Consider the following 19990-nt stretch of genomic DNA (forward strand, 5'->3'; position numbering starts at 1 on the left):
GCCTGGTCGGGTCGCCGCCGGCGCGGGGCGCGCTCGGCGGGTCAGCCGAGGAAGGCCTGGTCTGACAGGGTCGCGCCCTTGATGTTGGTGAACTCGCGCAGCAGGTCCTGCACGGTGAGCGCGGACTTGGTCGCGGCGTCGGCCTCGTAGACGATCCGGCCCTCGTGCATCATGATGAGCCGGTTTCCCAGGCGGATGGCCTGCTCCATGTTGTGCGTGACCATGAGGGTGGTCAGACCGCCCTCGCGGACGATGCGCTCGGTGATCGTGGTGACCAGCTCCGCACGCTGCGGGTCGAGAGCCGCCGTGTGCTCGTCGAGCAGCATGATGCGCGGCTGGGTGAACCCGGCCATGAGCAGGGACAGCGCCTGCCGCTGGCCGCCCGAGAGCAGGCCGACCTTGGCGGTGAGCCGGTCCTCGAGACCGAGCTCCAGCATGGAGAGCTGCTCGGCGAACCGGCCACGGCGCTTCTTGCTCAGACCCGGGCCGAGCCCCCGCCGGCGGCCGCGCAGCAACGCGAGCGACAGGTTCTCCTCGATGGTGAGGTTGGGCGCGGTCCCGGCGAGCGGGTCCTGGAAGACGCGGCCGACGTACTTGGCGCGCCGGTGCTGCGGCAGGCGGTTGACGTTGGTGCCGTCGATCTCGATGTTCCCGCTGTCGGCGAGCAACCGCCCGGAGACGGCGTTGAGCAGTGTCGACTTGCCGGCGCCGTTGGAACCGATCACCGTGACGAAGTCGCCCTCGGCGAGCGTGAGACTGAGGTCGTGCAGCGCCCGGCGCTCGTTCACGGTGCCGGGGAAGAACGTCTTGGACACTCCGGTGACGGTCAGCATCGTCACGCCTCCTTGGTGCCGGTCGCGGCGGCGCCGGCGGACTCGGGTCCGGCGGCGACGGCGGTCCCGGTTCCCGCCGCCGCACGTTCGTTGGCGACGACCGGGGTGGTGGGTTTGCGTCCGAAGCGTCCGCCCGCGCCCTTCCAGCGGGGCAGCAGCAGCGCGACCACGACGAGGATGGCCGTGACGGCCTTCATGTCGTTGGGATCCAGGCCGACGCGGAGGGCGGCGAAGATGATGAGCTGGTAGAGCAGGGCGCCCAGGATCACGGCGAGCACCGCGAGCAGCAGCTTGCGCTGGCCGAGGATGGCCTGCCCGATGATCACCGAGGCCAGGCCGACGAGGATGAGGCCGATGCCCATCGAGATGTCGGCGAAACCGCGGTACTGGGCGATGAGCGCGCCGCACATGCCCACGAACCCGTTCGACAGGGCCAACGTGAGGGTCTTGGTGAAGTCGGTCGAGACGCCGAACGAGGAGATCATGGGGCCGTTGTCGCCCGTGGCACGGATGGACAGGCCGAGGTCGGTGGTGAGGAACCACAGGACGACCAACCCGAGCAGCAGGACCACGAACGCGAGGATGGCCACCCCGGGCCACTCGCCCAGCAGGCCGGCGTCCTTCAGGGGCGTGAACACGGTGTCGCTGCGCAGCAGCGGGATGTTCGCGCCGTCCATGATCCGCAGGTTGACGGACCACAGCGCGATCATGGTGAGGATACCGGCGAGGAGGCCGTCGATCTTGCCCTTGGTGTGCAGCAATCCCGTGACCGTGCCGGCGAGGAACCCGGTGCCGAAACCCGCGAGGGTCGCGAGCACCGGGTTCCAGCCGGCGAGAATGCCCATGGCCGCCGTCGCGGCGCCCGTGGTGAAACTGCCGTCGACGGTGAGGTCGGGGAAGTTGAGCACGCGGAAGGTCAGGTAGACCCCCAGCGCCATGACCCCGTAGATGAGGCCTACCTCGACGGTCCCGATCACTTCTTCTCAGCCTCGGCGAGGATGTCCTCGGGGATCGTCACGCCCTGACGCTCGGCGGCGTCCTCGTTGACCACGTAGGTGAACTCGGTGGCGGTCTCCACGGGCATGGTGGCCGGGTCCTCACCGTCGCGCAGGATGCGCAGGGCCATCTCGCCGGTCTGGCGGCCCAGCTCGGTGTAATCGATGCCGAGGGTGGCGACGGCGCCGCCCTCGACGGTGCCCGACTCCGCGGCGATCACCGGGATCTGCTTGCTCTCGGCGACCTGGACCAGCGAGGCGATGCCCGAGACGACCATGTTGTCCGTGGGGACGTAGATCGCGTCGACGTCACCGAGGGCCTCGACGGCCTGCTGGATCTCGTTGACCGTGGTGACGGTCTGGGTCTCGATCTCCAGGCCCAACGGGCCCGCGGCCTCACGGGCCTGATCCACCTGGACCTGCGAGTTGACCTCGCCGGAGGCGTAGACGATGCCGATGCGCTCGGCGTCCGGGACGATCTCCTTGAGCAGCTCGAGCTGCTTGTCGATCGGGGCGGCGTCCGAGGTGCCCGTGACGTTGGCGCCCGGCTCCTCCATCGAGTCCACCAGCTCCGCCGAGACCGGGTCGGTCACCGCGGTGAACAGCAGCGGCACGTCGGTGATGTTCTGCGCCATCGCCTGGGCGGCCGGGGTGGCCACGGCCAGGGCCAGGTCCAGGTCGTCGGAGGCGAACTGCTGGGCGATGGTCAGTGCGGTGCCCTGCTCGCCGTTGGCGTTCTGCTCGTCGAACTCGACCTCGACGCCGGCCTCGGAGAAGGCCTCCTTGAAGCCGGCCGTGGCGGAGTCGAGGGCCGGGTGCTGGACGAGCTGGTTGATGCCGATGCGGTAGGACTCGCCGCCACCACCGGCGGCGTCGTCCTCACCACCGCTCGAGCAACCTGCGAGGACGAGTGCCGAGGTGGCGACCAGTCCGGTGATGAGCTTCGCGCGTGAGAATGCCATATGCCATGCCCTTGTCTGTGCCTTCTGGGCCTCACGGTGTTCACGCGAGGGGCCGGATGCGAACGGTGCTGGCACATGAGGTTACCGGGTCGCCCGGGCATGGTGAGCCCGGACTCACCTCACGGGCTGCTGCGGCGCCTCCTCCGATTCCGCCAGCTGCCGCTTCCAGGTGCGGAAGCCCTCCTCCGAGCGCCCACGCCGCCAGTATCCCGAGATCGACGCCCGTGCGGCGGGGATGCCGCGCTCGGTGCGCAGATAGGGGCGCAGGTGCTTCATCACCGTCTCGGCCTCGCCGTGGACGAACGCCTGCACGTCCCCGTCCGGCCACGGCATGCCCCGGACCGCGTCGATCAGCGGTGCCTCGCCGTCGATCATCCCGGGGCCGGCGTCCGCCGAGGAGGTTCCGCGGTGCACCCAGGTGATCTCCACGCCCGCCGGCGCGGTGATCAGGATCTCGTCGTCGTCGTCGGACACCTCGAGGAACACCGCACCCGTGGCGTCCTCCGGTAGCGACTCCAACGCCGCCGCAATCGCCGGCACAGCGGTCTCGTCACCTGCCAACAGGTGGAAATCCGCCTCCGGGTCCGGCCGGTACCCGCCGCCGGGGCCGCGCACCGCGACCCGGGCGCCGGGTGCGACGGACCGGGCCCACGGACCGGCGACACCCTCGTCACCGTGGACGACGAAGTCGATCCAGATCTCGCGCGCGTCCGCGTCGACCCGCCGGACGGTGTACGTGCGCACGACCGTCTCCCCGGCGTGGGGCAGTTCGAGCTTGACGTAGCTGTCCGTCTCAGCGCGGGCGGCGAACGAGTCGAAGCCGTCCCCGCCGAGGACGACCCGCACGAGGTGCGCGGTAACCGGCTCCGTACGCAGCACCGTGAGGGTGAGCGGAGGGCGGGCCTGGGGGCGAGTCACGGCGTTCTCCTTCGACCTGGGTTAGTTAGGTGACCCTATCCTTGCATGTTCCGGGCGCGGCGAGTGGGGGCCAACGAGCGAGGCGGCCCGATGTACGATATATGTGATCAAGCTAGTGGGAGAGTGGGCATGACCGCAGGCACGCGGACCGACATCACGACAGGCCGGGGCCGGCCGATCCGGCACCTGCCCGACATCTCGACCCACCTGGCCTTCTGGCTCCCGGTCGCCAACGTGGTCATGCAGTTGGCCAACCCGGCCGTGGGACACGGGGTCGTCCAGAGCAGGGTGGATCGCGGTCGTGGTGACCTCCGCCCGATCAAGCGGGCACGCACCACGGCCCAGTACCTCGCCGTGGCCACCCTCGGCTCCGACTCCGACCGCCGGTTCTTCCACGAGGCCGTCCACCGGATCCACGCCCGGGTGACCTCCACCGAATCCAGCCCGGTGCGCTACAACGCCAATGACGCCGGGTCTCAACTCTGGGTGGCGCTGTGTCTGGTGCGGTACTACACCGACCAGTGGCAGATGATGCACGGCCCGCTCACCGAGGCCGAGCTGGACCGCATCATCGAGATGGCGCGACCCCTGGGGACGACGCTCAACGTCCCCGAGGCGCGATGGCCGGCCACCTGGGCCGAGTACGAGAAGCGCTTCGCCGACGGGCTCGAGGCGGTGGAGATCGACGACACCGTCCGCGAGTACCTGCAGAAGCTCGCCGACTTCCGGGTGCTCGAGGTCCGGATGAAGCAGCTCGGCACCCTGGCCCACAAGACGATCGGGCCGTGGAACCTGTCCATGACCAAGTTCGCGGTGCCCCGGCGGATCCGCGACGAGATGCACTGGGAGATCACCGCCGGCGACCTGCGCCGCCGACGGATGGTGCTCGCGCTCACCTCGGTACTGGAGAAGGTCTTCCCGCGACCACTCCGGGCGTACTACGCCCTGAACATCGCGGACCTGAGGGTCCGGCGCCGGCTGGGGATCAGCGTGTTCTAGATTCCGACGGAGCTGGCCGGCCCTCGGCCGCGGTCGGCCCTCGGCCCCGGCCCTCGGCCCCGACCGGCCCGATGCAGGCGATCAGGTCGCGTGCAGGAATTCCATCGGCTCATGGGCCTCGAACCGCCCGCTGACCTCCCCGGTCAACCCGCCCTCCAGCCCGGTGTCCGCCACCAGGTCGAGACGGCGGGCCGGCGCGCCCTCGCTCAGATCGAGATGATCCAGACGCACCCACACGATGTTGGGTCGGCGGGTGCTCTCGTAGACGTAGACCCCGTCGGAAAGGTCGGTGACGGTTCGCCACAGGGTGGTGGAGGCGTTCGGCTGATCCGGATCCGCCACACGGAACGGCTGCGAGGCGTTGCGGATCACGCTGAGCATCTCGGCCACGGCCAGGGTCCGGTCGTCCGGGCCGGGGAGGCGGTCGAGGTAGTAGGCGGTGCGCGCGAAACGCTCGTCGGCGTCCGAACCGCCGGGCAGCGGCCGCTCGCCCCCGAATCCCCTGATCTCGCGGAGTCGCTCGAGTTGCTCGGCGAAGGGCGGGGAGTTGGTCATCACGGTGTACGCGCGGTCGTGCCAGATGTGGGGCTCGCCGTCGATGTACTCCACGATCGCCGAGTCCCCGGTGCTGTCATCCAACGCGAGATGGACTGTGACGGCCCGCCCCGTGCCCGGATCGCCCGACGTCCTGACCTGGACCCGGGAGCTGCGCATCCAGTCCACGGCCTCCGCCACGGTGGCGAAGTTGTCCAGCATGTACTGCACCCACACCGCCGCACTGAGCGCCGGGCGATCGGCGTCACGCTCGCCGTAGTCGGACTCCGCCAGCCAGAGGAGGTGACCGGCCAGTCCGGCCTCGTTGAGTCCGTCCGCACTGGCCTGGTCGTACGCGGCGGCCACGACACTGCCGTACCTCGAGGTCCACGTCAGGGAGTCGTCCACACAGCCGTCCCGCTGCATCCCTCGCGGGAACGCCCACAGGTTCGTCGCCAGATCGACCTCGTAGTCCATGGTCCGCCCGGTCAGGACGGTGTCAGGGGACGGAGACCAGAGGGCTCGAGTGCACATGGAAGCCTTTCGCTCACCTCGGCGGTAGATAAGCAGAAATTATCACGGCGTCCACCCGTCGGTACGGTGATCGAGGGCCGCCCTACAGCCCGAGCTCCTGCATCCGGGCCGAGATGCGGGGGTCGGTGCTCACGACCGGCGCCTCCCCGGCAACCCACGGGTCCCCGTCGAAGTACATCTGGAAGATCTTCTCCGCGGTGCGAGTCGCGAGCGCCTGGGTCGTCAGCGTGGGGTTGGGTCCGCCGAGCGAGTTGGCCAGCGCCGAGTTGTCGGCGATGAACAGCCGCTTGACCCACCGGGCCTCCGCGTTGGAGTCGAGCACCGAGTTCTGGTCGGACTCACCCATCCGCATCGACGAGTGCACGTGCAGCAGCAGGGGCGCCCAGTCCATCCGGTAGACCTTCTTCGCCCCGGCCGCGCGCATGATCTCGGCAGCGCGTCGGACCATGAATTCCCGGTTCTCGAGGGTCCGTGGCGTGCGTCGGCGCAGCGAGACGTCGATCTTGGCGGGCGCGCCGTTCTCGTCGGCGGGGAACAGGGACGGGGTGACGCGGTTGCCCGCCTCCACGTGGTCGTCGGTGATCACGAGGAAGTTGAGCAGGTTGTCGATCCCGCCCATCATCAGGTCCTTGAGCTCGTTGCCCACCAGGCGACCCGCCGGTCCGTCCCAGGGGCCGGTGAACCCGCGGCCGTTGTCGTAGTACCCGCGGGCGCCCGAATCGGACAGAGAGAGGGAGAAGGCCTGGATCGCCGGACCCAGACCGACGTTCTCGATCCCGCCGCGTCCGGGGAAGTCCATCCGCGCCGAGGAGTTGGCGCCCTTGGAGTTCCCCGTGTACTCGTCGAAGCTGCCCACCACCCAGTCGAAGAAGTGGTCGGTGTGCCCCCGTCCCACCCAGTCGTTGGGATTGGGGAGTCCGCTGTTGAACCACAGTCGGGGACTCTCGGTGGCGCCACCGGCGAGCACCACCACCCGGGCGTCCTCGGAGAAGATCTCCCCGGTGGCGTTGTCGCGCCACGTCACGCCCCGGGCGACCGTGTGTGCACCCTCCTGCTCGTGGCGGATCGACTGGACGAAGCTGTTGGCGAGCAGCTCGAAGGCCCGACCACCGGGGCGGACGGCGTCGGCGGACAGGCCGAGCGGGACGTAACTGTTGTCGGTCGAGCGTTTGGCGAACTGGTTCCGCGGGGCCTGCCGGGGCAGGTAGCACCCCTGGAAGCAGTGGCCGCAGAAGGTGCAGCCGGTGGCCTGCGGGAAGGTGAGCAGGTTGGAGTCGTCCGTCCGGCCGGCGGTGCCTCCGGGCTGGAGGATCGCGTTCTGCTGCGGCCGGTAGGCGTTGCGGGTGATGTTCCTGGAGGTCTGCAGGGGAAGGCCGTAGTTCTCGCAGCCCCGGAAGGTCAGCGCCTCCTTGGTCCCCATCGCGGCGGTCTCGATGGGCAGCGTCGCCTCGACCCATTCGAGGTACGGGACGAGCTCGTCGTAGGTGAACGGGAAGAGGTGACCGGTGTCGTACTCCGCGGCGTCCGCTCCCGTGTAGCCGCGGAAGACGCCGGGCATGGGGCGCGGGCTGTTGCCGTAGTAGTGCTGGGTGGTCCCGCCGACGCCGGACAGCTGCCAGACGAACATGTTGGTGGTCCACTCCCGGAACCACGCCGGCTTGGACCGGTCCTCCGGGCCGAAACGCAGGAACCCGTTGTTGGGGTTGTTGGCGTCGTTCTCCGCGTGCGACCACTCGGTGGACGGGTCGGCCTGGCGTGGGCCGCCCTCCAGGACGAGCACGTCCAGGCCGCGCCCCGCCAGTTCCGCGGCGACCACCGGGCCGCCTCCTCCCGCGCCGATGACGATGACATCACGCATCCGCCGGCACCTCCGTTCGATTCTGGTAGTAGCCGAGGAGCTCCGGGTGGCCGTCCACGAGGCCGTCCGGTCGATATCCGGTGAGGTCCCACGGGACCGGCCGTGGCTCGACGGTCCTGGTCACGGGGTTGTAGTTGTGCTGTTCGGAGTACACGCCGAAGGCCGTTCCCTCGAGGAGGATGCCGCCGGCGAACTTCAGGAACCCCGACGCCGTGCCGCGCAGCGGGACCGGGAGCGCGCCGTCGATGATCGAGACCAGCTGCGGAACGGCCCCCTCGATCCCCTCCAGGACCCGCAGCTTGTCTCCGATCGACAGCCGCGAGAACGGCGACCCCAGCGGACCGGCGATCGCGGGCGGGGCGGCGAGCAGCGCGCCGGTGTTGAGCAGGAGCGCCACGGGGAGTGAGAGCGGGAGCACCCGGTCGCTGTAGACGTAGCTCAGGACCTGGTCGATGCGCCGCCCGTCGGGTTCGCTCAGCCCGAGGAAGGGGCCGGTCTGGATCCCCAGGTCGGACAGTGCCTGGGCGATCCCGAGCGCCAGGGGCCGGGCGAGTTGGTCGCCCATACCGAGGTAGTTGTCGAACAGGTCCTTCATGAACTCGCCGCCACCGACCTCGATGGGGCCGGGATCCGTCCGCGGCGTGCCCTGCTGCCGTGACCAGTCGTCCGGGCCGGGCATGACCATGACGCACAGTCCGCGCATGGTGTCGAGGGAGAACGCCTCGACCGCGTCGATGGCGTTGCTCCCGGTCTGCGCGTTCGCCGTGCCGCCCAGGCCCGATGACGGGGGTACCACCCCGGGTAGGGCGATTCCGGCGCTGACGAACGCCCCGAACATCGATGCCCTGGCGAGGAATCTCCGCCGGTTGAACTGGTCCATCTGTGCCCCCTCGGGTATCCGGGGGCCAAACGTTAGCTATGTGATGGACATCACGCGATCGGTGTGACAGATTTCTCTTATGTGTCTGTATGTCGCTTGTCAGGTCGACCGGTGTAGGGGAGCAGGCTGGAGGCGTCACCGAGATCCGCGTCGCCGATCGCGCCCAGGCTGCCGTCCTGCTGGAGGATCACGGCCGCGACATCCGCGAGTGAACCCTTCCCGGACTGCCGCGCGGCGGTGTGGACGTCCTCCTCGAGGAGCTTGTGACGTCGGAGCGCCCGGTGCTGCATCTGTCCCTGGTAGTAGAGGAGGACCGGCGGGTGGTCGAGAAGGGTACGTACCCGTGATGACCTGGCACGGGCGGCGGCGAAGAGCCACTGGAGCCCCACGAGGAGCGCCAGGACGAGGACCGTCTGGGCCAGGGGGACGGAGGTGGCCGTGAGAGTACGACCGAATGCCGACCCGATGCTGACGGCGACGATGAAGTCGAGGGGTGTCATCTTGGCCATCGTGCGGGGACCGGACACGCGGAGCATCAGGACGAGGGCGAGGAAGCCGCAGACGACCATGACAACGGAGTGGACGATCGGTTCCCAACCGTCCCAGAGCAGAGTGGAGTCCATGCCGCGCATCGTGCGCGAGGTGCGATGGGAGGGCAACCGGGCGAATCGTCTGCCGGCGTCGGGCCGGACCGGTGTCAGGCCACGCTGGCGGCGGCCGGCGGTGCGGACCGCAGGGGGCAGTGGTCCCTTACGGCGAACCAGCAGACCGCCGCGGACGCGGCCACGACCCCCACGATGCCGAGGATGATCGGCGCGGCGGGGAAGGGCAGCTCCTGGGACAGGACGAAGGCGCCCATGATCAGGACGAAGAACCCGAAGCCCTTGCGCAGCGTCTTCTCCGGCACCACCGAGGTGAGGCGGATACCGACAAAGGAGCCGGCGATGGCGGCGGCGGTGACCGCGGCGACGAGCGGCCAGTCCAGGGACACCGAGGTGAGGTAGCCACCGAGCCCGGCGAAGGACTTCATGGCGATGACCAGCAGCGAGGTGCCCACGGCGGCGGTCATCGGCAGGCCCGCCAGGAGGACGAGGGCCGGGACGACGAGGAAGCCGCCGCCCGCGCCGACCAGGCCGGTCGCGGCGCCCACGACGAGGCCGTCGAGCAGGATGCGCCACAGCGGGTGGTGGTGATCGTTGCTCTGCCCGTCGCGGTCCTTGCGTCCCTTGATCATGGCGCCGGCGGTGGCGATCATCATGACCGCGAAGGCGACCATGAGGACGGTGCCGGGGATGTAGCCGCCGGCCAGTCCGCCGAGGAACGCACCCACCATGCCGGCGGCGCCGAAGATCAGTCCCGTACGCCACTGGACGTTGCCCTTGCGGGCGTGGCCGACGAGGCTGACGAGTGAGGTGGCGCCCACGACGAACAGGGAGGTCGCGATGGCCTCGCGGGGGTCGAGCCCACCGATGTAGATGAGAAGTGGGACGACGAGGATGGAACCGCCCCCGCCGAGCAGGCCCAGGGACAGTCCGACCAGGACGGCCAGGGCCACGACGATGATCATGGTGATCTCCATGTCAGGTGCCTTTCTCCGGCGGGGGCGCCGGGGTGGGATCGGTCAGGAGCGGGTGGGCAGCGAGTCCAGGACGGCGCCGAGGCCCGGCTCGTCGGCCGAACGGTTCCACGGCATCTTCGACAGGCCCGCGGCCATGGCGCAGGAGTTGCTCGCCGCGGAGTAGGTCAGCCCGGCTCCGATGGCGCCGGCGAGGTAGGCGAACTTGGGGGAGACGACCTTGGAGGCGGTGACGCCGGCCAGGACGAGCGAGCCGGCGACCATGCGGACCTGCCGGTCCATCGCCCAGGCGCCCTTGCCGCGGATGACCTCGCCGCCGGCGGCCTCGTAGCCGGCGATGCCGCCGTCGAGCACGGTCACCGAGTTGGGGTCGACGCCCACGGACTCGAGCCGCTCGTTCGCCTGGCGGGCCCGGTTGCCGGACTGGCAGATGAGGACGACCTGGCCGGGCAGGCGGGTGGCGAACTCCTCGCCGTGCTCGGCGAGCAGGGGCAGCGGCACGTTGTAGGAGCCGCGGATGTGCACCGAGGAGAACTCGGCCCCGGAGCGCACGTCGATGACGGTGGGCGGGGTGTCCGAGTCCATCGCCTCTCGCAGATCGGCGGGAGCGATGGTCGGGGCGTTCGTCAGCGTGGAAAGCATGGGTGAAGCGATGTCCTTTGACTGTTCGGGGTGTGTGGGGGTGTCGGGGTGGTGGCGCCGGGCGCCACCGGACCCGGGGGCCGGACGGGTGTCCGGCCCCCGGGTGTGGGCGCGACCGGTCAGACGGTCGCGAGGTTGCGCTCGGACCAGGCGGCGTAGCTGCCCTCGAGCTCGACCACGCGGTAACCGGCGCGACGCAGGGCGCTGGCCGCGACCGAGTTGCGGACGCCGCTCTGGCAGTAGGTCACGATCGGTCCGTCGGTCGGGAGCCGGTCGAGGTTCCACAACGCCCGGCCGCCGCTGAGCTGCTCGGAGCCCGGGATGTGGCCGTCGGAGTGCTCGGTCTTGTTGCGCACGTCCAGCACCATCGCGGCGTCGAACGAGGCGAGCTCGTCCGGCCCGATCATCTCGGGGGTCGTCATCGGCAGACCCTCGAAGGTGGTCGTGTATCCGGTGACCGTGTCGATTCCGACGCGCAGCAGGTGATCGCGCAGCGCCTCGGCCATCTCGACGTCCTCGGCCAGGACCACCAGGGGCGTGTCCTCCTTTTCGGGGTCGTAGACCCAGGCGCCGAAGGACGCCGCCTTGTCGACGCCGGGGATGTTGAGCGCCCCGGGGACGGTGCCGGCGTGGACCTCGTCCTGGCCACGGGTGTCGACGACGACGACCTCGTTCGCTTCGAGGGCGTCGGCCAGCTCGGTGGTGCCGAACTCGCGGAGCGGGGCCAGTGCGCCCAGCACCGCCGGGCCCTCCTTGTTCTGCCGCTTCATGCGGCCGAAGTAGGCGTGCGCGTCCGGCTGTCCGTCGAGCATCTCGTCGATGAAGCCCTGCTCGTCGTCACGCTCGACGTACCCGGCCCACCATGCGAAGCGGCGCTCGTAGCCGACGCTGGTCGACGGCAGCGCGCCGAGGGCCTTGCCACAGGCGCTGCCCGAACCGTGGCCGGGGAAGACCTGGACGTGGTCCGGCAGGGTGACGAAGGAGTCCTTCAGGCTGCGGAAGATCTGCTTGGCGCCCTCGAAGCGGGTGTCGACCCCACCCGCGGCCTCGTCGAGCAGATCCGGTCGGCCGAGGTCTCCGGAGAAGACGAAGTCGCCGGTCAGCATGTATCCGGGGCTGTCCGCGAAGGCGCCGTCGGTGATGAGGAACGACAGGTGCTCCGGGGTGTGGCCCGGGGTGTGCACGGCCTCGACGGTGATGTTGCCCAGCTTGAGCTGGTCACCGTGGTGCAGGCGCTCCGCTTCGAACCCGTACTGCCAGTCGTCGCCGCCCTCGCCGGAGACGTACATGGTCGCCCCGGTGGCCTCCGCGAGTTCGCGGGTGCCGGACAGGTAGTCGGCGTGGATGTGGGTCTCGGTGACGCCTGTGATCGTCATGCCGTGGCGCGCGGCCAGGTCCAGGTACTCGCGGACGTCGCGGCGGGCGTCCACCACCATCGCCTCGTTCTTGGCCTGGCAGCCGATGAAGTAGCCGGCCTGGGCGAGGTCCTCGTCGTAGATGCGCTCGAGAAGCATGCTGCTCTCCTTGTCGATCGGGTTCCCTGTTTCGGGGTGTGCCACGACAATACATACCCAGGGGGGTATGCACAAGGCACCCTGGGGGGTATGTCGTTGTGGCCGCTCTGCCGCCGCGCTTGGCGTTCGGGAGTGTTCTGCGCCACAAAAGATTGCACGGGCTGTGCAATCGTGCAGATGCCGTGCAAAACTGCGAGGGTTCGCGAAATGCACCTACGCACCAGGAGCCAGCGCATGGCGTCATTCCTCTACCGCATCGGGCGGTCCGCCTATCTGTTCAGATGGCGGTTCATCGCAGCCTGGATGCTGTTGATCGTCGGTGTCGGCACGGCCGCCGCCACGCTGACGCAGCAGACCAGCACCACCTTCTCGATCCCGGGACTGGAGTCCATCGAGACCCAGGAGGAGATGCAGGAGAGGTTCGCCGGCGCGGGCAGTCAGCTCGACGCCCCGACGGGGACCGTCGTCATCGGGGCGCCCGAGGGCAGCACCCTCACCGACCCGGCGGTGTCCGAGGACGTCGATGCCTTCCTCGCCGATCTGCAGGGCCTGGACTTTCTCGCCGGGACCGACGCGCTGGTCAGCCCGGTGATCGCGGCCGAGGGGCTGTCGGAGCAGTTGACCGCGGCCAAGGCCGAGCAGGGCATCGCCGAGGAGCAGATCGCGGCCGATATCGCCGCGTTGAGCCCGCTCAGCCCGGACGAGAGCACCGGCACGGTCGAGGTGCGGTTCGACGCCGAGAGCACGATGGACGTGCAGGCCGAGGACCGCGAGGCCTTCGCCGAGGTCGTCGCCGAGCACGAGGGCGACCTGACGATCGCGTACTCCGGCAACGCCTTCCAGATGTCCGAGATCAGCGCCGTCGGCGAGATCATCGGCATCGCGGTCGCCGCCGTGATCCTCCTGGTCACCTTCGGCTCGCTCATCGCCGCCGGCATGCCGCTGCTCACGGGCGTCATCGGCGTCGGGATCGGCATCGGCGGCATCTTTGCCGCCACCGCCTTCACCGACACGATCAACACCATGACGCCGACCCTGGCGTCCATGATCGGCCTGGCCGTCGGTATCGACTACGCGCTGTTCATCGTGTCGCGCTTCCGCACCGAGCTGGTCAAACACATCGGCGGCAACGACCTCGAGCCCGCCGAACTCGCCGAGAAGCTCAAGGCGATCGACGCCCACAAGCGTGCCCACCTCGCCGGGCTCGCGGTCGGCAAGGCCGGATCCGCGGTCGTCTTCGCGGGACTGACCGTCCTCATCGCCCTCGCGGCGCTGTCGATCATCAACATCCCGTTCCTCACCGCGATGGCGCTGTCCGCTGCCGCGACGGTGGCGATCGCCGTGCTGGTCGCGATCACGCTGCTGCCCGCCATCCTCGGCGCGGTCGGCACCAAGCTCTTCGCCGCCCGCATCAAGGGCGTCAAGGCGCCCGACCCGGAGGACGAGAAGCCGACGATGGGCCTGGCGTGGGTCCGCCGGATTCGTGCCCGTCCCGTGCTCTTCGCGGGCGCTGGTGTCCTGCTGCTCCTCCTGCTCGCCATCCCGGCCGCGCAGCTGCGGCTGGCCATGCCGTCCGACGGCACGATGGCCCCCGACACCCCGAACCGTATGGCGTACGACATGACGGACGAGGCGTTCGGCCCGGGACGCAACGCCCCGATGATCGCGCTCGTCGACACCCTGCAGGTGCCGGAGGAGGACCGTCCGGCCGCGTGGGCCACCGCAGTGGAGGACATCCAGGCGCTCGGCGGGGTGGAGAACGCCCAGATCATCGAGACCAACGAGGCCGGTGACGCCGCCCAGGTGCTCATCACCCCCGAGTACGGTGCCACCGACGAGCGGGCCGCGAGCGTCCTCGAGGAGATTCGGTCCGGCGCCGAGGGCTTCGAGCAGGAGACCGGGGGAACCTACTCCGTCACCGGCGTCACCCCGATCTACGAGGACATCTCCGAGCGTCTGACCGAGGTGCTGCTGCCGTATGTCGGAATCGTCCTCGCGCTCGCGTTCGTGCTGCTCATGCTGGTGTTCCGGTCGATCTGGGTGCCGCTGATCGCCGCCCTGGGCTTCGGTCTGTCGGTGGCGGCGACCTTCGGCATCACCGTCGCGATCTGGCAGGAGGGCTGGCTGGGCATCATCTCCGATCCGCAGCCGGTCATCAGCTTCCTGCCCATCATGCTCATCGGCATCGTGTTCGGCCTCGCCATGGACTACCAGGTCTTCCTGGTCTCCCGCATGCGCGAGGGCTGGGTCCACGGCAAGACCGCCCACAACGCGGTCGCCAACGGCTTCAAGCACGGCGCCCGCGTGGTCACCGCGGCGGCGCTGATCATGATCAGCGTCTTCGCCGCGTTCATGTTGATCGACGAGCAGTTCATCAAGGTGATGGGCTTCGCCCTGGCGGTCGCCGTGCTGTTCGACGCCTTCATCGTCCGCATGACCATCATCCCCGCGGTGATGTTCCTCCTCGGCGAGCGCGCCTGGGGCCTGCCGCGGTGGTTGGACAAGATCCTCCCCACCGTCGACGTGGAGGGCTCCGCCCTGGAGACCGGGCAGCAGGAGAGCTCCGCTGTGGCATCCGCTGACGGTGGTGAGAAGGCCCGCGTCGATGCCTAGCCTGCGCGAGCGCAAGAAAGCCGACACCCGCACCCGCCTCTCGGCGGCCGCAGTGGAACTGCTGGTCGCCGAGGGGGCGGAGCGGGCGACAGTCTCGGCCATCGCCGGCCGCGCCGGGGTCTCCACCCGCACGTTCCACAACTACTTCGCCCACCGCGAGGACGCGTTCGTGCACTTCCTGCGCGAGCAGATCGGCGAGTGGGTGCGGCAGGTCGAGCAGGCGTCGGCGGACCTGTCGCCGCTGGACATCCTGCGCGCGACGTTCCACGAGCTCTACGGGAGGTCGGCGGACGACATCGACGCCGCGGAGAACCTCCTCGTGGCGGGGGAACAGATCGGCCTGATGCTCGGTCCGGACGCCCGGACCAGCATCGCCGAGAACATCCTGGAACCGCTGTACGAGGCGGTCGGGCGCCGCGCGCCGCGGTTGAGCCGGTTCCGGGTCCGCGTCATGGTCGACCTGAGCCTGGCCGCCGGGGCGTCGGTGCTCAGACACCGACCGGGCGGAGCCGGGGCCGCCGATGATGTACGTGGATCGGACGAACACGGGTCGGTGGCCGCGCCGGAGTCCTACCTCGACGACGCGTTCGACCTGCTCCAGCACGGCGCCGGTCGGCTCATCTAGGGCGACTGAGTCAGCCGCAGCGGACGACCTCGCCGTCGACGCCCGCCCGCGCGCCGTGCGCTCGTAGCCGCCCGGCCAGGAGGTCGGGCGGCGGGTTGTGGTGGCCCAGATGGACGGCCACCACGTCGGTCCGCTCATCGACCGCCCCGACCTCGCGGAGTCGCCGGAGCATCGCGCCGAACCGGGCCAGGCCTAGGTGGGCGGGGGAGATCTCCTCGCGGTCGCCCAGCGTCTCCTCGAGGAAGACCGCGTCGAAGCGGGCCCCGCGCACCGCGGTGAACCACTCCTCGTCCCACGGCCCCGTGTCGCTCGCCCACAGCAGGCGGGTGCCGCCGGGCCCGGTCACGTCGTAGAGGACCGCGTCACCGTCGCGGAAGACGCGGTGCCGGGCGGGGAGCACGCGCACCTCGTACGCGCCCACCGAGAGCCGGTCCCCGGCGGCGACCGGGACGAAGCGCACCGGGTCGTCCGGGCCCACCCAGGGTCGACACGACTCGAGCGCGTCCGCGGGTCCGACCACCTCCAGCTCACCGGCGTCGGGGACCCACGAGCGGAAGAGCAGCGCCTGGGGGCCGAGATGGTCGGCGTGGGCATGCGTGATGAGCAGATGTCTGACCGACGCCAGAGACCGTCCGAGCCGCACGGCCGAGCCGGGGGCCTCCGGTCCGCAGTCGATGAGCAACTCGTCGTCGACCAGCGCGGAGGTCTGGCCGCGCAGCACGCCGAGCCGGCGTGCCCCGTCGCACGAGGAACACAAGCAGAACGGGTTGGGCCAGCCGTCGGCGGCGCCGGTCCCCAGCAGGACGATCTCCATCAGGCACCCGCCCGCGGTGTCCGCCCGGTCCCGGGCCCGGTTCCTGAGCCCGGGCCCGCCTCGCGCAGCGGCAGCACGGCGCGACCGTCGCGGCGGTCGAGGACCTCCACGCGCGCGTCGTAGACCTGCGCCACCCGCTCGGCGGTGAGGACCTCCTCGGGCGGACCGTCGGCCACCACACGGCCCCCGTCGAGCAGCACCAACCGCTGCCCGTAGTGAGCGGCCGAGGTGAGGTCGTGCATCGCCGCCACCACGGTCAGCCCGGTCTCGCGGCGCATGGAGTCCACCAGGTCGAGGACCTGCTGCTGGTGGCCGATGTCCAGCGCGCTCGTCGGCTCGTCGAGCAGCAGCACGCGCGGTTCCTGTGCGAGCGAGCGGCCCAGCACCACCCGCTGCAGCTCGCCCCCCGACAGGGTCGTGGCGATGCGCGAGGCCAGGGCGTGCAGCCCCAGGCGGTCGATGACCCGCTCGACCACCTCGCGGTCGTGGGCGGACTCGGTGCCGAAGCGTGCGATGTGGGGGGTGCGACCGAGGTGGATCAGTTCGCGCGCCGTGACCCCCTCGGGGACGACCGGGCGCTGCGGCATCATCGCGACCGTCCGCGCCACCCGGCGGCGTCCGGCCCGGCGCGGCGTCAGCCCGTCGACCTCGATGTGGCCGGTGGCCGGGATGAGACCGGCGAGTGCGAACAGCAGGGTCGTCTTGCCGGACCCGTTGGGGCCCACGAGGGACACCCAGGAGCCGGCGGGCACGGTGAGGTCGATGCCGTGGAGGATGGCGGTGCGGTCGCGGGTGACCCGCAGGTCACGGCAGGTCAGGGCGGCGGGCGCGGACCCTGCGGACCCTGCGGACCCTGCGGACGGTGTGGCGCTCATATGTGCCCCCGGCTGCGACGCAGGACCAGGAGGAAGAACGGGGCGCCGATCGCGGCCGTCACCACACCGATGGGCAGCTCGGCCGGGCTCATCGCGGTCCGGGCGACGACGTCGGCGAGGATGAGGAACGTGGCCCCGACCAGCAACGACACCGGCAGGAGCAGCCGGTGACCCGGCCCGATGAGCATGCGCACCGCGTGGGGGATGACGATGCCCACGAACCCGATCAGACCGGACACCGACACCACCGCCGCCGTGCCGAGCGTGGCCACGCTGATGAGGACCAACCGCACGCGCGCCGGGGCGATCCCCAGCGTCGCGGCCTCGGTGTCGCCGACCGCCATGACGTCGAGGGTGCGCCGGAACAGGGCGATCACCGCCACCGAGACGATCACGTACGGCAGCACCGTCTGCACGTCGGACCAACCGCTGGTCGTGAGGCGGCCGAGCATCCACGAGTACACCTGGCGCAGGGTCTCGTCGTGCCGCTGCATGAAGAACGTCTGGACGGCGCTGGCGAACGCGGCCACCGCGACGCCGGCGAGGATGATGACGACCTCGCTGCGTCCGCCGCCGACGCTGCGGCCCAGCGTGTAGGTGGCCAGTACGGCGATCATGCCGCCGGCGAACGCGGCGGGCGGCACCATCGCCGATCCCATCGCACCGCCCACGACGATCGCCAGGGTCGCGCCCAGGCCCGCCCCGCTGGACACGCCCAGCAGGTACGGGTCGGCGAGTGGGTTGCGGAAGACGCCCTGGTAGGTGGCCCCGGCGATCGCCAGCATCGCGCCGACGACCGCCCCCAGCACCACCCGCGGGATACGGATCTCCCACAGGATGACCTGCTGCCGCTCGGTGAACCCGGAGTCGACCTCGACCAGCGGCAACCGGCCGACGAGCTCGAGCACCACGCCGCCCGGGGTGAGCCCCGCCGGGCCGATGAGGGTGCCCAGCAGGACCGCGGCCCCCAGGAGCAGCGTCGCCCCGCCGAGCACCAGGGCGTGGCGAGGCGACGGGCGGGTCATGAGGTGGGCTGGCTCTCGGCCGCCCCCGCGGTGTTCGGCGTGGCCGGTGCGGCGTCGGGCACCGCCGAGACGATCGCCGCGACCTCGCGCATGAAGTCCACGATGCGCGGACCCCACCGGCTGGACAGGTCCTCGTCGACCACGTGGACGCGTCCCTCGCGTACGGCCGTCAACCCGTCCCACCCCGGTCGCTCGGCGACGACCTCCGGGGTGATGCCGCAGCACTGTCCGTCGGCGAGGAACACCAGGTCGGGGTCGGCCTCGAGGATGAGCTCCTCCGACAGCTGGGGGTACGGGTCGTCACCGGTGGCGACGGAGGTCAGGCCCAGCAGGGAGTACACCTCGCCGACGTAGGTGGCGTCGGTGACGGTGTAGTAGGTGTCGTCGAGCTCGTGGAAGTACGTCAGCGGGGTCTCGCGCTCCGGCACGGAGGCGACGATCTCGTCGATCTCGACCTGCATCCGTGACACCAGCTCCGCGGCCTCGCCGATGTGCCCGGTGGCGGCGCCGACCTGTTCGAGCTGCGCGTAGGTGTCGTCCAGGGTCTGTGCGGCCGGCAGCTGGAGCACCTCGACGCCGGAGCGCTCGAGCCCGGCGACGATGCCGCCGGTGTCGTCGGTGAGCACCACCAGATCCGGTGCGTACCCCAGGATCGCCTCGAGGTTGGGCGTGTACCCGGACAGGTCGGTGACCGGGGCGCCGGCGGGGAAGTCGGAGCGCTCGTCGACCGCCACGACCCGGTCCCCGGCGCCGACGGCGTAGAGCATCTCGGTGGTGACCGGGGCCAGCGACACGATCGCCTGCGGATCGTCGGCCGCGGCGGTGGTCTGATCGGCCGACGTCGGCTCGTCGCCGCCGGTCCCGCTGCACGCCGAGACGACCAGCGCCAGGGCGGCCAGGGGGGCGAGCAGCAGCGCGCGGGCTCGTACCCGGCGGGCTCGTGGATGGTGCATGGCATCCTCCGTGATTCGGAGGACGAAAACAGCTCGGGCCGCGGCCGTGGCCGCTGCACGCCACCGTCCTTCGTCCGAGGTCAGTACGTACGGCTGCCGCGGAACCGGCCGACCTGGCTCGCCCGTCCTCGGACGGGATCACAGTTGCGGGACAGCGTCGGATTCGCACCGACTTCCGCCGAGTTGCCGCGGGGTCCGACGCTGGTGGCCGGACCCGTCGAGGGTATCCCACCCGTCGTCGCGTCCGCCCATCTGCGTGCCTCTGCCGCCGCCCCTGTCCGAGGTGGGCCGAGGGCGCGCGGAGGCGGTGGCGTTCGTCCGGGGAGGATGGACACAAGATCTGTCGGCAGTGGGAGAGGACCGTGGAGATGACGACGACGAGTTCTGCAGGCGAGGGGCCTTCGGCCGCGGATCTGCGCGAGCAGGGTTTCGCGACCAGGCGCGACGTGATGAGCGACGCCTTCGTCGACCGGGCCATGGACCGGGCTGCCGGGACGGCGTCGGAGGCGATCCAGCACGTGGTCACCGAGAACGTGTGGGGCAACATTTGGAACCGGCCCGGGCTGGGCCGCCGGGACCGCAGCCTGCTCAACATCGGGATGCTCGTGGCACTGCGTGCGGACGCCGAGCTGGCGGGGCACGTGCGCGGCGGGCTGACCAACGGGTTGACCCGCGAGGAGATCACCGAGGCGGTCATCCACGCGTCGGGGTACTGCGGTGCGCCGGCGGCCCTCTCGGCGATGAGGACCGTCCAGGCCGTCTTCGACGACCTCGACGGGTAGTCGCACATCGGCCGGGGAGGTCGTGGACGGCAGGTAGTCTCGTCCCCAGAGTGACAGA

General features: G+C 70.4%; 18 protein-coding genes, 1 pseudogene and 1 riboswitch. Of the genes and pseudogenes, 4 read left to right on the forward strand and 15 right to left on the reverse strand.

Annotated elements, in window-relative coordinates; genetic code table 11:
• Positions 1–41: 41 nt before the first annotated feature.
• The 4 genes from J1M64_RS17850 to J1M64_RS17865 form a co-directional block, all read right to left on the reverse strand.
• Positions 42–833, reverse strand: a complete 792-nt coding sequence (locus J1M64_RS17850; protein ID WP_067712961.1) for an ABC transporter ATP-binding protein — start codon at positions 831–833, stop codon at positions 42–44.
• A 2-nt stretch (positions 834–835) separates the two neighbouring features.
• A complete protein-coding gene (locus J1M64_RS17855) occupies positions 836–1810 on the reverse strand; it encodes an ABC transporter permease (protein ID WP_206475056.1) in 975 nt (324 codons plus the stop codon).
• The gene (locus J1M64_RS17860) at positions 1807–2790 is read right to left on the reverse strand and encodes an ABC transporter substrate-binding protein (protein ID WP_159148761.1); all 984 of its coding nucleotides are present in this window, start codon (positions 2788–2790) and stop codon (positions 1807–1809) included. Before J1M64_RS17860 ends, J1M64_RS17855 begins: the two co-directional genes overlap by 4 nt.
• Positions 2791–2904: 114 nt before the next feature.
• Positions 2905–3708: a siderophore-interacting protein gene (locus J1M64_RS17865; protein ID WP_206475057.1), complete on the reverse strand. Its 804-nt coding sequence runs from the start codon at positions 3706–3708 to the stop codon at positions 2905–2907.
• A gap of 129 nt (positions 3709–3837) precedes the next feature.
• Here J1M64_RS17865 and J1M64_RS17870 point away from each other — a divergent pair, with 129 nt between their 5' ends.
• A complete protein-coding gene (locus J1M64_RS17870; RefSeq protein ID WP_206475058.1) occupies positions 3838–4707 on the forward strand; it encodes an oxygenase MpaB family protein in 870 nt (289 codons plus the stop codon).
• Between the two features lie 81 nt (positions 4708–4788).
• Here J1M64_RS17870 and J1M64_RS17875 read toward each other — a convergent pair whose 3' ends face one another.
• The 7 genes from J1M64_RS17875 to J1M64_RS17905 form a co-directional block, all read right to left on the reverse strand.
• Complete coding sequence (locus J1M64_RS17875; RefSeq protein WP_206475059.1) at positions 4789–5775, reverse strand: linear amide C-N hydrolase; 987 nt, start codon at positions 5773–5775, stop codon at positions 4789–4791.
• A gap of 82 nt (positions 5776–5857) precedes the next feature.
• Positions 5858–7633, reverse strand: a complete 1776-nt coding sequence (locus J1M64_RS17880) for a GMC oxidoreductase (RefSeq protein WP_206475060.1) — start codon at positions 7631–7633, stop codon at positions 5858–5860.
• The gene (locus tag J1M64_RS17885; protein WP_206475061.1) at positions 7626–8513 is read right to left on the reverse strand and encodes a hypothetical protein; all 888 of its coding nucleotides are present in this window, start codon (positions 8511–8513) and stop codon (positions 7626–7628) included. The genes J1M64_RS17880 and J1M64_RS17885 overlap by 8 nt, the downstream gene beginning before the upstream one ends.
• 77 nt (positions 8514–8590) lie before the next feature.
• A complete protein-coding gene (locus J1M64_RS17890; protein WP_206475062.1) occupies positions 8591–9136 on the reverse strand; it encodes a DUF421 domain-containing protein in 546 nt (181 codons plus the stop codon).
• 74 nt (positions 9137–9210) lie between these two features.
• On the reverse strand, positions 9211–10092 hold the full coding sequence (locus tag J1M64_RS17895; RefSeq protein ID WP_206475063.1) for a sulfite exporter TauE/SafE family protein: 882 nt from the start codon (positions 10090–10092) through the stop codon (positions 9211–9213).
• A 42-nt stretch (positions 10093–10134) separates the two neighbouring features.
• Positions 10135–10731 carry a rhodanese-like domain-containing protein gene (locus J1M64_RS17900; protein ID WP_206475064.1) on the reverse strand — a complete coding sequence of 199 codons (597 nt, stop codon included), beginning with the start codon at positions 10729–10731 and terminating at the stop codon, positions 10135–10137.
• A gap of 119 nt (positions 10732–10850) precedes the next feature.
• Positions 10851–12245, reverse strand: coding sequence for an MBL fold metallo-hydrolase (locus tag J1M64_RS17905; RefSeq protein ID WP_206475065.1), 1395 nt, complete (start codon positions 12243–12245; stop codon positions 10851–10853).
• Between the two features lie 234 nt (positions 12246–12479).
• Here J1M64_RS17905 and J1M64_RS17910 point away from each other — a divergent pair, with 234 nt between their 5' ends.
• Positions 12480–14858, forward strand: coding sequence for an MMPL family transporter (locus tag J1M64_RS17910; protein ID WP_206475066.1), 2379 nt, complete (start codon positions 12480–12482; stop codon positions 14856–14858).
• Complete coding sequence (locus tag J1M64_RS17915) at positions 14851–15483, forward strand: TetR/AcrR family transcriptional regulator (protein ID WP_206475067.1); 633 nt, start codon at positions 14851–14853, stop codon at positions 15481–15483. The genes J1M64_RS17910 and J1M64_RS17915 overlap by 8 nt, the downstream gene beginning before the upstream one ends.
• 13 nt (positions 15484–15496) lie before the next feature.
• On the opposite strand, the pseudogene J1M64_RS17920 reads toward J1M64_RS17915, so the two are convergent.
• From J1M64_RS17920 to J1M64_RS17935, 4 genes and pseudogenes are all read right to left on the reverse strand, one after another.
• Positions 15497–16297: pseudogene (locus J1M64_RS17920) on the reverse strand (MBL fold metallo-hydrolase); the annotation flags it as partial.
• On the reverse strand, positions 16297–17172 hold the full coding sequence (locus J1M64_RS17925) for an ABC transporter ATP-binding protein (RefSeq protein WP_206475069.1): 876 nt from the start codon (positions 17170–17172) through the stop codon (positions 16297–16299). The pseudogene J1M64_RS17920 and the gene J1M64_RS17925, both read right to left, overlap by 1 nt.
• Entirely contained in the window at positions 17169–18197 is a 1029-nt protein-coding gene (locus J1M64_RS17930; RefSeq protein WP_206475070.1) for an iron ABC transporter permease, read from the reverse strand. Before J1M64_RS17930 ends, J1M64_RS17925 begins: the two co-directional genes overlap by 4 nt.
• Positions 18194–19150 (reverse strand): ABC transporter substrate-binding protein, encoded by a 957-nt coding sequence (locus tag J1M64_RS17935; RefSeq protein ID WP_206475071.1) that lies wholly within the window; start codon positions 19148–19150, stop codon positions 18194–18196. Before J1M64_RS17935 ends, J1M64_RS17930 begins: the two co-directional genes overlap by 4 nt.
• Before the next feature lie 112 nt (positions 19151–19262).
• A riboswitch (cobalamin riboswitch) is annotated at positions 19263–19323 on the reverse strand.
• A gap of 195 nt (positions 19324–19518) precedes the next feature.
• Between J1M64_RS17935 and J1M64_RS17940 the strand changes: the two genes are divergently transcribed.
• Positions 19519–19932: a carboxymuconolactone decarboxylase family protein gene (locus J1M64_RS17940; RefSeq protein ID WP_120285726.1), complete on the forward strand. Its 414-nt coding sequence runs from the start codon at positions 19519–19521 to the stop codon at positions 19930–19932.
• Positions 19933–19990 lie beyond the last annotated feature (58 nt).

The organism is Dietzia sp. KRD202, assembly GCF_017168155.1.
In the GTDB taxonomy this organism is placed as follows: Bacteria; Actinomycetota; Actinomycetes; order Mycobacteriales; family Mycobacteriaceae; genus Dietzia; species Dietzia kunjamensis.

Coding starts and splice junctions, on each gene's coding strand:
- J1M64_RS17850 (WP_067712961.1), bottom strand. CDS start 833: ATGCTGACCGTCACCGGAGTGTCCAAGACGTTCTTCCCCGGCACCGTG.
- J1M64_RS17860 (WP_159148761.1), bottom strand. CDS start 2,790: ATGGCATTCTCACGCGCGAAGCTCATCACCGGACTGGTCGCCACCTCG.
- J1M64_RS17870 (WP_206475058.1), top strand. CDS start 3,838: ATGACCGCAGGCACGCGGACCGACATCACGACAGGCCGGGGCCGGCCG.
- J1M64_RS17875 (WP_206475059.1), bottom strand. CDS start 5,775: ATGTGCACTCGAGCCCTCTGGTCTCCGTCCCCTGACACCGTCCTGACC.
- J1M64_RS17880 (WP_206475060.1), bottom strand. CDS start 7,633: ATGCGTGATGTCATCGTCATCGGCGCGGGAGGAGGCGGCCCGGTGGTC.
- J1M64_RS17885 (WP_206475061.1), bottom strand. CDS start 8,513: ATGGACCAGTTCAACCGGCGGAGATTCCTCGCCAGGGCATCGATGTTC.
- J1M64_RS17890 (WP_206475062.1), bottom strand. CDS start 9,136: ATGGACTCCACTCTGCTCTGGGACGGTTGGGAACCGATCGTCCACTCC.
- J1M64_RS17895 (WP_206475063.1), bottom strand. CDS start 10,092: ATGGAGATCACCATGATCATCGTCGTGGCCCTGGCCGTCCTGGTCGGA.
- J1M64_RS17900 (WP_206475064.1), bottom strand. CDS start 10,731: ATGCTTTCCACGCTGACGAACGCCCCGACCATCGCTCCCGCCGATCTG.
- J1M64_RS17905 (WP_206475065.1), bottom strand. CDS start 12,245: ATGCTTCTCGAGCGCATCTACGACGAGGACCTCGCCCAGGCCGGCTAC.
- J1M64_RS17910 (WP_206475066.1), top strand. CDS start 12,480: ATGGCGTCATTCCTCTACCGCATCGGGCGGTCCGCCTATCTGTTCAGA.
- J1M64_RS17915 (WP_206475067.1), top strand. CDS start 14,851: ATGCCTAGCCTGCGCGAGCGCAAGAAAGCCGACACCCGCACCCGCCTC.
- J1M64_RS17925 (WP_206475069.1), bottom strand. CDS start 17,172: ATGAGCGCCACACCGTCCGCAGGGTCCGCAGGGTCCGCAGGGTCCGCG.
- J1M64_RS17930 (WP_206475070.1), bottom strand. CDS start 18,197: ATGACCCGCCCGTCGCCTCGCCACGCCCTGGTGCTCGGCGGGGCGACG.
- J1M64_RS17935 (WP_206475071.1), bottom strand. CDS start 19,150: ATGCACCATCCACGAGCCCGCCGGGTACGAGCCCGCGCGCTGCTGCTC.
- J1M64_RS17940 (WP_120285726.1), top strand. CDS start 19,519: ATGACGACGACGAGTTCTGCAGGCGAGGGGCCTTCGGCCGCGGATCTG.